14 protein-coding genes are annotated in these 12,722 nt (G+C 66.8%); 10 read left to right on the top strand and 4 right to left on the bottom strand.

Annotated elements, in window-relative coordinates:
* Window positions 1–96 precede the first annotated feature (96 nt).
* Window positions 97–1,125 (bottom strand): FecR domain-containing protein, encoded by a 1,029-nt coding sequence (locus ACN6PJ_RS11385; protein ID WP_427995962.1) that lies wholly within the window; start codon window positions 1,123–1,125, stop codon window positions 97–99.
* A gap of 4 nt (window positions 1,126–1,129) precedes the next feature.
* Window positions 1,130–1,657, bottom strand: a complete 528-nt coding sequence (locus tag ACN6PJ_RS11380; protein ID WP_427995961.1) for a sigma-70 family RNA polymerase sigma factor — start codon at window positions 1,655–1,657, stop codon at window positions 1,130–1,132.
* Window positions 1,658–2,081: 424 nt separating this feature from the next.
* Here ACN6PJ_RS11380 and ACN6PJ_RS11375 point away from each other — a divergent pair, with 424 nt between their 5' ends.
* From ACN6PJ_RS11375 to pdxK, 6 genes are all read left to right on the top strand, one after another.
* Window positions 2,082–3,047, top strand: coding sequence for a Bug family tripartite tricarboxylate transporter substrate binding protein (locus ACN6PJ_RS11375; protein ID WP_427995960.1), 966 nt, complete (start codon window positions 2,082–2,084; stop codon window positions 3,045–3,047).
* Window positions 3,048–3,049: 2 nt separating this feature from the next.
* Window positions 3,050–3,691 (top strand): glutathione S-transferase family protein, encoded by a 642-nt coding sequence (locus ACN6PJ_RS11370; protein WP_427995959.1) that lies wholly within the window; start codon window positions 3,050–3,052, stop codon window positions 3,689–3,691.
* A 24-nt stretch (window positions 3,692–3,715) separates the two neighbouring features.
* Window positions 3,716–4,498: an aldolase gene (locus tag ACN6PJ_RS11365; RefSeq protein WP_427995958.1), complete on the top strand. Its 783-nt coding sequence runs from the start codon at window positions 3,716–3,718 to the stop codon at window positions 4,496–4,498.
* A gap of 123 nt (window positions 4,499–4,621) precedes the next feature.
* The gene (locus ACN6PJ_RS11360; RefSeq protein WP_427995957.1) at window positions 4,622–5,176 is read left to right on the top strand and encodes a helix-turn-helix domain-containing protein; all 555 of its coding nucleotides are present in this window, start codon (window positions 4,622–4,624) and stop codon (window positions 5,174–5,176) included.
* A 57-nt stretch (window positions 5,177–5,233) separates the two neighbouring features.
* Window positions 5,234–5,599 carry a cupin domain-containing protein gene (locus tag ACN6PJ_RS11355; RefSeq protein WP_427995956.1) on the top strand — a complete coding sequence of 122 codons (366 nt, stop codon included), beginning with the start codon at window positions 5,234–5,236 and terminating at the stop codon, window positions 5,597–5,599.
* A gap of 43 nt (window positions 5,600–5,642) precedes the next feature.
* On the top strand, window positions 5,643–6,506 hold the full coding sequence (gene pdxK / locus ACN6PJ_RS11350) for a pyridoxine/pyridoxal/pyridoxamine kinase (RefSeq protein WP_427995955.1): 864 nt from the start codon (window positions 5,643–5,645) through the stop codon (window positions 6,504–6,506).
* A 12-nt stretch (window positions 6,507–6,518) separates the two neighbouring features.
* Here pdxK and ACN6PJ_RS11345 read toward each other — a convergent pair whose 3' ends face one another.
* Together ACN6PJ_RS11345 and amaB are read right to left on the bottom strand one after the other, a co-directional pair.
* Window positions 6,519–7,811 carry a phospholipase A gene (locus ACN6PJ_RS11345; RefSeq protein WP_427995954.1) on the bottom strand — a complete coding sequence of 431 codons (1,293 nt, stop codon included), beginning with the start codon at window positions 7,809–7,811 and terminating at the stop codon, window positions 6,519–6,521.
* Window positions 7,812–7,959: 148 nt separating this feature from the next.
* Window positions 7,960–9,462, bottom strand: coding sequence for an L-piperidine-6-carboxylate dehydrogenase (gene amaB / locus ACN6PJ_RS11340; RefSeq protein WP_427995953.1), 1,503 nt, complete (start codon window positions 9,460–9,462; stop codon window positions 7,960–7,962).
* Window positions 9,463–9,643: 181 nt separating this feature from the next.
* Here amaB and ACN6PJ_RS11335 point away from each other — a divergent pair, with 181 nt between their 5' ends.
* From ACN6PJ_RS11335 to ACN6PJ_RS11320, 4 genes are all read left to right on the top strand, one after another.
* Window positions 9,644–10,393: an amino acid ABC transporter ATP-binding protein gene (locus ACN6PJ_RS11335; RefSeq protein ID WP_427995952.1), complete on the top strand. Its 750-nt coding sequence runs from the start codon at window positions 9,644–9,646 to the stop codon at window positions 10,391–10,393.
* A gap of 147 nt (window positions 10,394–10,540) precedes the next feature.
* The gene (locus ACN6PJ_RS11330) at window positions 10,541–11,332 is read left to right on the top strand and encodes an ABC transporter substrate-binding protein (RefSeq protein ID WP_427995951.1); all 792 of its coding nucleotides are present in this window, start codon (window positions 10,541–10,543) and stop codon (window positions 11,330–11,332) included.
* Between the two features lie 4 nt (window positions 11,333–11,336).
* Window positions 11,337–12,029 (top strand): amino acid ABC transporter permease, encoded by a 693-nt coding sequence (locus ACN6PJ_RS11325; protein WP_427995950.1) that lies wholly within the window; start codon window positions 11,337–11,339, stop codon window positions 12,027–12,029.
* 2 nt (window positions 12,030–12,031) lie between these two features.
* Window positions 12,032–12,721, top strand: a complete 690-nt coding sequence (locus ACN6PJ_RS11320; RefSeq protein ID WP_427996059.1) for an amino acid ABC transporter permease — start codon at window positions 12,032–12,034, stop codon at window positions 12,719–12,721.
* The last annotated feature ends 1 nt before the right edge of the window (window position 12,722 follow it).

The raw sequence follows: 12,722 nt of genomic DNA, 5'->3' as shown, positions 1-12,722 counted from the left end.
CGAGAGGGAGGCCATCGACGTGTCGACCTGATCTTCTCTCATTCCGTAAATCGGATGAGATTCAAAAACCCGAACTGATTTCCAAAAAAATTCTCGTCAGCGCGCGACGATCGATGTCCACCACGGCAGCGGCCGCTGCACGCGCACGGGCAGATTACGTTCCAGCATGTCCAGCGCGCGATCGGAGTCGTCGGCGGGGAATACGCCCATGACGAGCATGTCCGCGACTTCCGGCGCCACGTCCAGATAGCCCTTGCGATAGCGCCCCAGTTCATTGACGAGCGCCTTCAGGGGCAGGTTGTCGGCGAGCACGACGCCCCGGCTCCACGCTTCCCGGGCGGGGTCGGCGCTTGCGGTGGATACGATGAGGTCGGCGTCGAAGCGGGCTTGGCCGCCTGCCGTCACGTTTACCGACGCGCCCGCATGGTTGCGTATCGCCACTTCGCCGTCATAGACGTCCAGCTGGACCAGGTTTTCCGTCAGGCGCACGCTGAAACGCGTGCCCAATGCCTGCATGCGTCCAAAGCGGGATTCGACATAGAACGGCCGTTGCGCGCGGTCGCGTGCCGTTTCGATCAGGATCTCGCCCCTCAGCAGCATCAAACACCGAGCCGAGTCGCGGTATTCCACATTCAGGGCGCTTCCGGCGTTCAACCAGATTCTCGATCCGTCTGCCAGCAGCAGGGCACGCCGCTCTCCCGTAGCCGTGGCGTAGTCGGCCGCAAACGCCAGCGCCTGATCGCGCAGGGGGGGATAGCGCCATCCCAGCCAAACCAACGCGCCCGTGCCCAGCGCGATGGCGCTGCTGCCCAGCAGTTGACGCCGCTTGAGCGCGCCCTTGCGCGCCACGGCGGCGCCTGCCAGCGCTGCCTCGGCCCCGCCCGCGCGCAGCGGCGCGAACCGCTGGCTGACGGCTTCGACGTGACGCCACGCCCTCGCATGCTCGGTTCGTTCGCTCAACCAGGCCCGCCACGCGATCCGGTCCTGATCGGTCGCGCCGTCCGCGCGCAACAAGGCAAACCAGTCGGCGGCCTGTTGCAGGCTGTCGAAATCGGCTTTCGGCGCGCTTTCCAATGACGGCGCGGCTCCGCCGCCGGGCGGCGGATCGCTTAAAGGCAGCGCCATTCGTCTACCTCCCCAGCCCCGCATCGATCAGCGCGCACTGCAACATGCCTTGGGCGATGTATTTCTGGACCATGCGTTCCGACACCCCGAGGGTCTGGGCGATTTCGCGGTAGGGCACACCGTCCACCTGCGCCATGATGAAGGCCGTGGCGGCCTTGTGCGGCAAGCGGCTCAGCATCGTGCCGATTTCCATCAGCGTTTCGATGATCAACGCGCGTTGCTCGGGAGACGGCTCGAACGATTCGGGGCGCGCGGCCAGCGTGTCCAGCCAGGCGTGTTCGACTTCACGGCGGCGCCATAAGTCTGCGCACAGCCCATTGGCCATGGCGCGCAAATAGCCACGGGCCTCCGGAAAGCTCTTGAATCCTTGCGAGGCCGGCTTGCTGAGCAGGCGGAGAAAGGCGTCATGGGCCAGGTCGGCGGCGTCCGCCGCATTGCCCAGGCGGCGTCGCAGCCACGCTTGGAGCCATTCGTGGTGATCGCAATAGATCACGTCCATGGACGATGCCGCACCGTATTCGTCAGCCTTCATTCCTGTCCAAGCCCGCGGCGCCGGGGCCCCTTTGTCTAGGTGTTGCAAACGAAACTAATTCGCATTCAATAAAGGGCGAATCATACACCATGGGGTAGCCCTTGGCTTGCGCGAAGTCCCGCGGACAGCCAACGCCTGTCGACCGCGCCACCAGTGACATATCGGCCAGGCGCGCGACGCGCAGGAAGGGCAAGCCGCCCCGGGGTAACCCATGCCGGCCCCGCATCGCACACGATCAGGGCCAATGTATCGGGTTCTTCCGTGGAGCACGGAGTGAGCCTGTTTAGGAATGGAAGCTTTCCAGGAGGGGCCTGTTCTTCCGCTCAGGGATTCCCCTAGATCTATTTCTCTTGCGGAAAATCAATGCTCTATAGGACACTTTGTGTCATGGCGGAATCGATCCGCGGCAAAAAGGGGAACCAGGATGACGTATCGGGGCATGGCGGGCGCGTTGGCGCTGGCGGCGGCAATGGCGGGCGGCGGAGCCCAGGCGGCATATCCGGAGCGGCCGATCCGGCTGGTCGTGCCGTTCGGCGCCGGGGGGATCACGGACATCGTCGCGCGCCAGGTGGGCAAGGGCATGGGCGATGCGTTGGGGCAGGGCATCGTGGTGGAGAACCGGCCGGGCGCGGGCGGCGTGATCGCGGCGCAAGTGGCCGCCTCGGCGCCGGCGGACGGCTATACGATCTTCATGGGCACGGTAGGCACGCAGGTGGTGAACCCGCTGATCTACAGCAAGCTGTCCTACGATGCGGACAGGTTCGCGCCCGTGGGCATGGTGTCCGGCTCGCCCTATCTGCTGGCAGTGCGGGCGGGCGTGCCGGCGGCCACGTTCGGCGAGTTCGTGGCCTACGCCAAGGCGCATCCCGCGAAGCTGAATTTCGGGTCGGCGGGCAATGCCAGTTCGCCGCACCTGGGCCTGGAACTGCTGAAGCTGACCGCCGCGGTGGACATCGTGCACGTGCCGTTCAAGAGCGGAAGCGAGGCGGTGAACGCCGCGATCGGCGGGCAGGTCGACGTGGTGATGGACGCCAGCCCCGTGATCATGCCGCACGCGGCGTCGGGCAAGCTGCGCGCGCTGGCCGTGGCCGCCGACAAGCGCCTGCCTTCCGCGCCAGAGGTTCCCGCCGCCGGCGAGGTGGGCGATCCCGGTCTGCAGATCAGTTCCTGGAACGCGTTCTTCGCGCCGGCCGGCACGCCCGCCGAGGTGCTGGAGAAATTGAGCGCCGCCTTGCAGAAAACCTTGTCGTCGCCCGAGCTGAGGCAGCGGCTGGCGTCGCAGGGCACACAGCTGTATGACGGGACGCCCGCCGAGTACCAGCGCTTCATCGCGGGCGAGAAGGCAAAATGGGCCGATATCGTGAAGCGCGCCAACATCAAGATGGACTGACCATGAATCCGACGCCCCATCCCTTGGCCGGCAAGCGGCTGGAACTGGCCGACACGCTGCGTTCGGGCAATGCCTGGAAGATCCGGCTGGCCTGCGGTTACATGGGCCTGCCGATCGCGCGCCGCACGTTCGATATCGTCCAGGGCGACCTGGAAACGGAGACGTTCGCGCGCATCAATCCGTGGCGCCAGGTCCCTGTTCTGTTCACTGCGGAAGGAGAATGGCTGGCGGAGTCGCAGGCGATCCTCTGGTACCTCGGCCAGGGCACGCCGTGGCTGCCGGCGGACCGCCTGGCGCAGGCTCGGGTCGCCAGCTGGCTGAGTTTCGAGCAGACGCAGCACATGCATGCGTTCGCGCAGCCGCGTCTATTGATTCATTTGCGGCGGACGGCGCAGGTGGACGATCCCGCGATGAAGGCATGGCGCGAGATCGGCCTGAAGGCGGCGGCATGGATGGACGCGCATCTGGCGGGCCGGGCCTATCTGGTCGGGGCCGCGCCCACCATCGCGGACATCGCGCTGTTCCCCTATACGAGCATGGCGGCGGAGGGGGGCTACGACCTGTCCGGCTTCGCCCATATCGACGCCTGGCTGGCGCGCATGCGCGCCTTGCCCGGTTTTACGCCGTTGATCGAAGCGGCATGATTGACTGAATCAGATGGAGAAATGATGGCCGATACGATGCACCTGGGAAAAGACGAACTCATCGCGCGGGCGAAGGCCGAGATGCAGCGCCAGTTCGAGACGCCCGACTGGAGTCTGCGCGAACGCCTGGCGCTGACCTGCCGCATCCTGTTCGACGGCGGGCACGATTCGGGCCTGGCGGGGCAGATCACCGCGCGCGCGCCCGAGCCCGATCGCTATTTCACGCAGCGCCTGGGCCTGGGCTTTGACGAGATCACCGCCAGCAACCTGTTGCTGGTGGACGAGGACCTGCGGGTGCAGGAAGGGGCGGGCATGCCGAATCCGGCCAACCGCTTCCATTCCTGGATCTACCGCGCGCGCCCGGACGTGAATTGCATCATCCACACGCATCCGCTGCATGCCGCGTCGCTGTCGATGCTGGAAGTGCCCCTGGAGATCTCGCACATGGACAACTGTCCGCTGTACGACGACGTGGCCTTCCTGAAGGATTGGCCCGGCGTTCCGGTGGGCAACGAGGAGGGCGAGATCATTTCGGCGGCGCTGGGCGCCAAGCGCGCCATCCTGTTGTCGCACCATGGCATGCTGGTCGCGGCGGGGTCGGTCGAGGAGGCCTGCGTGCTGGCCCTGCAGTTCGAGCGCGCCGCGCGCATGCAGCTGCTGGCCATGGCCGCCGGCAAGATCCAGCCCATCCCGCCGGCGCTGGGCCGGGAGGCCCATGACTGGATCCTGACGCCGAAGCGGTCGCAGGTGGGCTTCTCCTATTACGCGCGGCGGGCCCTGAGGGCCCATCCGGACGTGCTGGCCTAGGGCCTGTGAGGCGCGCCGCCTGGCGCCGGCGGCATCGGGGGGGCGCCGGACGGAGGGGGCGGCTCGACGGCCGGGCAGGTTTCGGGCATTCTTAGCGGTTGAATTTCGCAACCCCTACCGTCCATGATCGACCTGCCGCACCGTTTGCGCGCCCTGCGCCGCCAGCAAGCCCTGTCCCTGGAGCAGCTGGCGCAGCGCACCGGATTGACCAAGAGCTACCTCTCGAAGCTGGAACGCGGCCTGAGCGAACCTTCCATTTCGACCGTGCTGAGGTTGGCCGAGGCCTACGGCCTGGGCGTGTCGCAGCTGGTGGGATCGGACGACGCGGCGCAGGAGGAGGTGGTCAGCGTGGTCCGGGTGGCCGACCGCGAGGCGCTGCAGCGCCGCGGCCTGGGCAGCGAATACCATTATGAATCGCTGGCCGGGCGCCGCAAGGTTAAGGCGATGGAGCCTTTCGTGGTGCATCCGCCGCGCGAGTTTCCCGATGCCACCGCCGTGTTTCCGCACCCCGGAGAGGAATTCCTGCTGGTGCTCAAGGGCGCCATCGAAGTCCACGTGGGCGAACGCCAGTTCCGCCTGGAAACCGGCGATTCCGTCTACTTCGATTCGGAACTGCCCCATCGCATGCGCACCGTCAGCCGCGCCATGGCCGAGGTGCTGGTGGTGGCGGCGCACTGAGTCCGGCCGAGTCTGCCGCATAATGTCCGTACGGATACCGAAGAGACAGGAATCACCATGAAAAACGACCAATCGCGGCTTGTCCGCATTGATGCAGGCCCCCTGAAGAACCCCGTGCCGGGCAAGCCGCGCCGCCCGATTTCCGGCGATGCCGCGTTCCGCACCGTGACCGCCTTCGAAGGCAATGGCGGCAAGGCGGAAGCCGGCGTGTGGGAAAGCACGGCGGGCGTCTTCCAGTCCAACACGACCGGCTATATCGAATTCGGCTACATCACCGAAGGCTCGGCGCGCCTGGTGGACCCGGACGGCACCGTGCACCAACTGACCGTAGGCGAGGCCTTCGTCATGCCCGAAGGCTATACCGGACGCTGGGAAGTGGACCAGTTCGTCAAGAAGATCTATTTCATTGCCCGCATGGCGTAGCGCCACGCGGACCCGAACGCGCTTCCATCCAGGAGCAAGCCTCATGACCGCCATTCCCGCTGCCCCCGAGCCGGGCGCAGCGCTGCCCGCCGTGACCGCGCAGGTAGACATCGTTTCCATTCAGTCCCAGGTCGTCTATGGCTACGTCGGCAACAACGCCGCCATGCCCGTTTTCCGCAAGGCGGGCCTGCGCGCCATCGCCGTGCCCACCGTCATCCTCAGCAATACGCCGCACTATCCGACCCTGCACGGCGGAGCGACGCCGCTGGACTGGTTCGAAGGGCTGTTGCAGGGGCTGGACGAACGCGGCGTCACCAGGGTGGCGCGCGCCGTGGTCTGCGGCTACCTGGGCCAGCCCGGGCAGGCGGGCCTGCTGGCCGGCTGGCTGCCCGCGCTGCGGGCTGCGCGGCCCGAGCTGAAGGTGCATATCGACCCGGTCATGGGCGACCGCAATGACGGCCTCTACGTGGACGAAGGGCTGGTCGCGCAGTACCGCGCGCTGCTGGTGCCGTTGGCCGATGGCATGACGCCCAATCATTTCGAGCTGGAACTGCTGGTGGGCCGCGCCCTGTCGTCCATGGACGAGGTGGTGGCGGCTGCGCGCGAGCTGATCGCGCTCGGGCCCGGCTGGATCATCGTGACCAGCGCGGCCCCCATGGAGGCCGAGGCCGGCGCCCTGCAACTGGCGGTGGTGACGCGCGACGAGGCCACGGTGGTGACGCACCCGGAAATCGCCATTCCCCCGTCGGTGCATGGCACGGGCGACGTGTTCATGGCCAGCGTGACGGCCAGGCTGTTGAACGGAACGGACCTGGTCCAGGCCGCGCGCGAGGCGGCGGCCCAGGTCACGGTCGCGCTGGAGCGCACCCGCGCGCTGGCCTGGGAAGAGCTGGCCGTCGAGGAATAGCGGCCCGCGGGCTCAGGGCACCAGCGAAAGGCCGATGCGGAACTGCGATTCGTTGCGCTGGTTGTAGCCCAGCAGCGTTTCGCCGTAGCCGTTGAAGTACTGCAGGTGCAGGTAGCCGTTCATGTTCAGCCACGTGCGCTGCAGCGGCCATGCGAAATCCAGCTGCGTGGTGCGGCGCTTCTGGTCGCCCTGGCGGTACAGGGCCGAGACGACGGCGCCGTTGTCCTGGGCCCAGCGCAGCTGCCAGTCGACGTGGCCCGCATAGTCGGCGTAGTCGCTGTTCTCGTCCGCCACGCCGAAGTAGGCCTTGATCCGGGGCGCGAAGGTGAGCGTGCTGCCGCCATCGAAGCGATAGTGGAAACGGGGCTCTATGTAGCCGTCGTTGAGCGAGCGGGAGTCGGCGCCGTCCTTGCCGTTGGAATTGTGCTCCACGCCCGTGTTCATGCCGAAGCGCCAATTCTGGCTGGCGGAAGACCACATGTTGTCGGACAGCCAGAAGGCGCTGGGGTTGAATGTGGTGTCGATGAAGGGCATCGAGTCGCCCTGCAGGTCCCACAGCGAGGTCTGGGTATAGGCCAGGTAGAAGTTCTCGTCCCAGGTGGGCTGCCTTCCGCCCGCGGGGCTGAACAGGCGGTACTTGGCGCTGATCTGGAACCGCGCGGTGGTCTGCCCGCGGGTGCCGATGTCGAAGTACACCGGCTTGTATTCGGAGATGGAACTGCGGAAGCGGTCGAACGCGGTCTGCTGCTGCACGGTGGGCACGGCGCTCGCATCCGGCGAAGGACCGCCCTGCGGCGACGCGCCGACCGCGGTGACCACGGCCGCGGGCACGGGCTGGCCGCTGTTCGGATCCACCACGGGCCCCTGCGCGGGGGTGCTGGCCAGCGTGCCGCTGTCGCGGCCGGTGGCGTCCAGCGCCATCATTGCAGGCTGGCCTTCGATGGATACGGCTTGCAGGCCGTGCGCCGTGGCCGGCACGACGGCCGTCCAGGCCATGCGCGCGAAGCTGTTGACCGGCACGCTGAAACTGGCGGTGCCGCCGCGCAGCTTGGCCAGGCTGCGCACGATCTGGCCGTCCTGGCCCCGCCATTGCAGCACCAGTTCGGGAGGCGCTTCCCACGTGACGCGGGCGGTGTCTTCATTGAAGTACACCGCCTCGATGGTGACTGTCTCGCCGGGGGCGGCCGACGGACGGTCCAGCCTGTACGACACGCCCGCGGCAGCGGTGCCGGCGACGCCCATGGCGAGGGCGGCGGCCAAGGCGCGCATGGACAGGACGGGTCGGGCGGGACGGCTTATATGCATTGGGACGTAACCTGGCTTTGTGACGAGGAAATGTAGCACCGACCCCGGCAACAGTTTGTAAGGCAGGCTAATCGTATGTAGAAAGCGTAAGCCCCCGCGCATTGTCGACAATGCGCGGGGGCTGGGCGGGCCGGGGTTGTCGGAGGGTTTATTCGCCGAACTTGATGCCCTGCGCCAGCGGCAGGTGCCGCGAGTAGTTGATCGTGTTGGTGGCGCGGCGCATGTAGTTGCGCCATGCGTCCGAACCCGATTCGCGGCCCCCGCCGGTTTCCTTTTCCCCGCCGAATGCGCCGCCGATCTCGGCGCCCGACGTGCCGATGTTGACGTTGGCGATGCCGCAGTCCGAGCCCGCCGCCGACAGGAAGGTCTCGGCTTCGCGCAGGTCATTGGTGAAGATGGCCGAGGACAGGCCTTGAGGCACGCCGTTCTGCATGGCCAGCGCCTGGCTGAAATCGGTATAGCGCATCACGTAGAGAATGGGCGCGAAGGTTTCGTGGCACACGACGTCGGTCTGTCCGGGCATCTCGGCGATGGCGGGGCGCACGTACCAGGCGTCGGGGTATTCGTCGGCCAGCACGCGTTCGCCGCCGGTCACCTTGCCGCCTTGCTCGCGCGCCGCGTTCAGCGCCGCCTGCATGGCGTCGTAAGCGTTGCGGTCGATGAGCGGGCCGACCAGCTTGGCGCTGTCCAGCGGATTGCCGATGGGCGCGCTGGCGTAGGCCTTGTGCAGGCGCTGCACCAGATCGTCCGCCACGCTTTCGTGCACGATCAGGCGGCGCGTGGTGGTGCAGCGCTGGCCCGCCGTGCCGATGGCGCCGAACACGATGCCGCGGGCGGCCATGTCCAGATCGGCCGTCGGGCCGACGATGATGGCATTGTTGCCCCCCAGTTCCAGCAGCACGCGGCCGAAGCGCTGGGCCACGCGCGGCCCCACCTGGCGGCCCATGCGCGTCGATCCGGTGGCCGACACCAGCGCCACGGCATGCGAATCCACCAGCGCCTCGCCGATCTCGCGTCCGCCGATCAGCACTTCGGACAGCCCGGCAGGCGCGTCGCCGAAGCGTTGCGCGGCCTGGGCGAACAGGGCTTGGCAGGCCAGCGCGGTCAATGGCGTTTTTTCAGAGGGCTTCCACACCACGGCGTTGCCGCAGACCAGCGCCAGCGCGGTGTTCCAGGACCATACGGCCACCGGGAAGTTGAACGCGCTGATCACGCCGACTACCCCCAGCGGATGCCAGGTTTCCATCATGCGGTGGCCGGGACGCTCGGAAGCGATCGTCAAACCGTACAACTGGCGCGACAGGCCCACGGCAAAGTCGCAGATGTCGATCATTTCCTGCACTTCGCCTTCGCCTTCCGCGATGATCTTGCCCGCTTCCAGGCTGACGAGGCGGCCCAGTTCGCGCTTGTGCTGCCGCAGGATGTCGCCGAACAGGCGCACCAGTTCGCCGCGGCGGGGCGCGGGGACCTCGCGCCAGGCCAGGCTGGCCTGGCGCGCGCGCGTGATGGCCGAATGGGCCTGCGCGACCGTGTGTTCGGGGACCCGGGCCAGTTCGGCTCCGTCGATCGGGCTGCGTGCGCTCAGCGTTCCGCCGGTCAGCGAGTCCGGGTTCAGCCCGAGCGCGCGCAAGATGTCTTGGGGAGTATCCATGCCGGTTCCTTCGCTTAAGGGTTATGCCTAAGTGGCGAGTCTGGAAAAAAATTTACTATACGAAACTCCAGCCTGAAATGCGAAACCTTTTTGATCGCCCCTCCCGCGCCGGATGCGCGGAAGGCAGCCAGGCGCCGGTCGCGTTCCCGCGTGCGGCGTCCACACTCTCCAGGGTGAAACCGTGGCGGAACCGTTGTTGGTTGTCCAGGCAGTCACCAAGACCTATCAGCGCGATGGGCAGGCCCCGCATCGGGCATTGGACGGCATCGATTGCCAGCTGGGCCGGGGCGAGGTCATGGTGGTGGTCGGGCCTTCGGGCTCGGGAAAAAGCACGTTGCTGCGCACGCTGAACGGCTTGGAAAGCATAGACAGCGGGGCCATCCGCGTGGACGGCGTGTCGCTCACCGACCCCGCGACCGACATCAATCGCTGGCGCGCCGAGGTCGGCATGGTGTTCCAGCATTTCAATCTGTTCCAACACCGTACCGCGCTGGACAACGTCGCGCTACCCCAGCGGGTGGTGCGCGGCCGCGCGCGGGCAGAGGCCGAACGCTACGCCCGCGAACTGCTGGGCAGGGTCGGCATGGCCGACTACGGCGACCGCTATCCCAGCCAGCTGTCCGGCGGCCAGCAGCAGCGCGTGGCCATCGCCCGCGCCCTGGCCATGGACCCCAAGCTGATGCTGTTCGACGAGGCGACCTCGGCGCTGGATCCCGAGACCGTGGGCGGCATTCTCGAGCTGATGCGCGCCCTGGCGGGCGACGGCATGACCATGGCCGTGGTGACGCATGAAATGGGGTTCGCCCGCGACGTGGCCGACCGCGCCCTGTTCATGGACGCAGGCCGCATCGTGGAAATCGGTACGCCCGACGACGTTTTTTGCCACCCCAAGGAAGCGCGCACCCGCGCGTTCCTGGAGAAGATTCTGTAGTCCCAGCAGCAAGGAAGCAACGTAGCGGGCTGTCCGCGCGTGTCGCGGCGCCCAGGGTAACCAGGCCGGTCCGGCTGATCCGGGCGCTGCCGGCGCGATGTGCTTTGCCCGGAATGAGATGAGTCCATTCACCACAAGGGGTTAGACATGCTGAAAATCAAACAATGGCTAAGCGTGGCCGGCATCGCGCTGGCAGCCGCCGCGGTCGCCGCGCCGGCGCAGGCCGACGAGCTGGCGGACATCCTCAAGCGCGGCGAACTCCGCGTCGCGGTGCAGACGTCGGGGCCGCTGATGAGCTTCATGGACAAGAGCGGCAAGCGCACCGGGCTGGCCGTGGAAGTGGCCAAGCGCATGGCCGACGACCTGGGCGTGAAGCTGGTGCTCCAGGACTACGAATGGAAGGGGCTGATCCCGGCCCTGCTGTCCGGCAAGGCCGACATGGTGGCGGCCGACATGACGCCGACCCCGCAGCGCGCGGCCCAGGTGCTGTTCTCGTCGCCGATGTTCTACGCCGACACGGTGGCCGTGGTGCCCAAGGATTCTCCCTACAAGTCCTATGCCGAGCTCGACAAGGAGGGCGTGACGGTGGGCGTGCTGGGCGCAAGCACGTACGCGGAAGTGGGCAAGAAGATGCTGCCCAAGGCCACCATGAAGGAGTTCTCTGGCGGCAGCGCCCCGGTGGGGCAGGCCCTGTCCAGCGGCCGGCTGGACGCCGGCATCATGTCCTTGTCCACGGCCAACCAGTTCCTGGTCGACTTCGGCAATCTGCGCGTGCTCGACGGCATCATGGTGCGCGAGCCCCTGGCCTTCGCCGTCGGCCCGAACGCGTTCCGCCTGAAGTTCTGGCTGGACAACTGGCAAACGCTGAAAACCGCCGACAACACGCTGCCCGAGCAGGTGAAGTACTGGTACTCCACCGATTGGAAGAAAGACCACTGAGCCCATGGACTGGCTGATCGATTTCTATAACTGGCGCATCGTCAGCCAGTACGCGGGCCAGTTCGCGACCGGCCTGGGCAACACCCTCATCGCGGCGGGCGCCAGCCTGGTGCTGTCGGTGTTGGCGGGTATTCCGATCGCGCTTGCGCACATGTCGTCGCGGGGCGCCGTATGGCGTCCCGTGGCGGCCTACGTGCAGTTCATCCGCTCCACGCCGCTGCTGGTCCAGATCTACCTGGTCTATTACGCGGTGCCCATGCTGGTCCCCGGGGCCAAGGGCTGGAGCGAGATGCTGCTGGGCATCATCGCGATGACCCTGCATCACGCGGCCTACATGAGCGAGATCATCCGCGTGGGGATCGAATCCGTGCCCCGCGGCCAGATCGAAGGCGCCAAGGCCTGCGGCATGAACTACCGCCAGCGGCTGCGCTACGTCGTGCTGCCGCAGGCTTTCGCCAACACGCTGCCGCCCCTGCTGGGCCAGACCGCCGTGCTGATCAAGGACACGTCCCTGCTGTCGCTGATCACCGTGTTCGAACTGGTCGCCGCCGGCGTGCAGATGAACAGCGACCGCATCGTGCCCAACGAGAGCTTCCTGACCATCGCCGCGGGCTATCTGCTGATCTACGGCTGCATGCTGCTGTTGTCGCGGGGCGTGAGCCTCTGGCTGGCCGGCCCTGCCTGGAATGCGAGGTGAGCATGCTGGATTCCTATCTTTCCACCGCCGGCGTCGTGCTGCCCTTCCTGCTGAAGGGCTTCTGGGAGACCCTGAAGATCTCCTTCGTCGCGATCATCGCCGGGTCCCTGCTGGGCTTCGTCATCGGCGTGATCCGCAGCTACCGTATCCGCGGCGTGCACCAGCTGCTGGGGCTGTACATCCACATCCTGCGCGGCACGCCGTTCCTGGTTCAGCTCTACATTTTCTATTTCGTGCTGCCCAGCTCGGGCATCGAGCTGCTGCATTGGGATTCCGCCACCGCGGCATTCGTGTCGCTGTCGGTGTATACGTCCTGCTATGTGGCGGAAATCGTCATGGGCGCCATCCAGGCCGTGCCGCGCGGCCAGACCGAGGGCGCGATGACGCTGGGCCTGAAGCCGTTCCAGATCCTGCGGCTGGTCGTCCTCCCGCAGGCCATGCGCCTGATCGTGCAGCCCATGAGCGGCGTCTACGTCATGCTGATCAAGAGCACCGCCATCCTGTCGGTGGTGGGCATCACGGAGCTGACGCGGCAGGGCGAGGTCTTCATCATTACCTTCCCGGCCAAGTCGCTGTTCATCTACGGCATGATCGCCGCCATTTATTTCATCTACTGCTACCCGCTGCTGCGCCTGGCCAACTGGCTTGAAAAACGGCTGACCGGCGGCCTGCAGGGCGCAAGCCTGCACTGAC

The organism is Achromobacter sp., from assembly GCF_050285585.1.
Taxonomy (GTDB): Bacteria; Pseudomonadota; Gammaproteobacteria; order Burkholderiales; family Burkholderiaceae_B; genus Achromobacter.
This window is presented reverse-complemented; position numbering and strand designations above follow the sequence as displayed.

Coding starts and splice junctions, on each gene's coding strand:
- ACN6PJ_RS11385 (WP_427995962.1), bottom strand. CDS start 1,125: ATGGCGCTGCCTTTAAGCGATCCGCCGCCCGGCGGCGGAGCCGCGCCG.
- ACN6PJ_RS11380 (WP_427995961.1), bottom strand. CDS start 1,657: ATGAAGGCTGACGAATACGGTGCGGCATCGTCCATGGACGTGATCTAT.
- ACN6PJ_RS11375 (WP_427995960.1), top strand. CDS start 2,082: ATGACGTATCGGGGCATGGCGGGCGCGTTGGCGCTGGCGGCGGCAATG.
- ACN6PJ_RS11370 (WP_427995959.1), top strand. CDS start 3,050: ATGAATCCGACGCCCCATCCCTTGGCCGGCAAGCGGCTGGAACTGGCC.
- ACN6PJ_RS11365 (WP_427995958.1), top strand. CDS start 3,716: ATGGCCGATACGATGCACCTGGGAAAAGACGAACTCATCGCGCGGGCG.
- ACN6PJ_RS11360 (WP_427995957.1), top strand. CDS start 4,622: ATGATCGACCTGCCGCACCGTTTGCGCGCCCTGCGCCGCCAGCAAGCC.
- ACN6PJ_RS11355 (WP_427995956.1), top strand. CDS start 5,234: ATGAAAAACGACCAATCGCGGCTTGTCCGCATTGATGCAGGCCCCCTG.
- pdxK (WP_427995955.1), top strand. CDS start 5,643: ATGACCGCCATTCCCGCTGCCCCCGAGCCGGGCGCAGCGCTGCCCGCC.
- ACN6PJ_RS11345 (WP_427995954.1), bottom strand. CDS start 7,811: ATGCATATAAGCCGTCCCGCCCGACCCGTCCTGTCCATGCGCGCCTTG.
- amaB (WP_427995953.1), bottom strand. CDS start 9,462: ATGGATACTCCCCAAGACATCTTGCGCGCGCTCGGGCTGAACCCGGAC.
- ACN6PJ_RS11330 (WP_427995951.1), top strand. CDS start 10,541: ATGCTGAAAATCAAACAATGGCTAAGCGTGGCCGGCATCGCGCTGGCA.
- ACN6PJ_RS11325 (WP_427995950.1), top strand. CDS start 11,337: ATGGACTGGCTGATCGATTTCTATAACTGGCGCATCGTCAGCCAGTAC.
- ACN6PJ_RS11320 (WP_427996059.1), top strand. CDS start 12,032: ATGCTGGATTCCTATCTTTCCACCGCCGGCGTCGTGCTGCCCTTCCTG.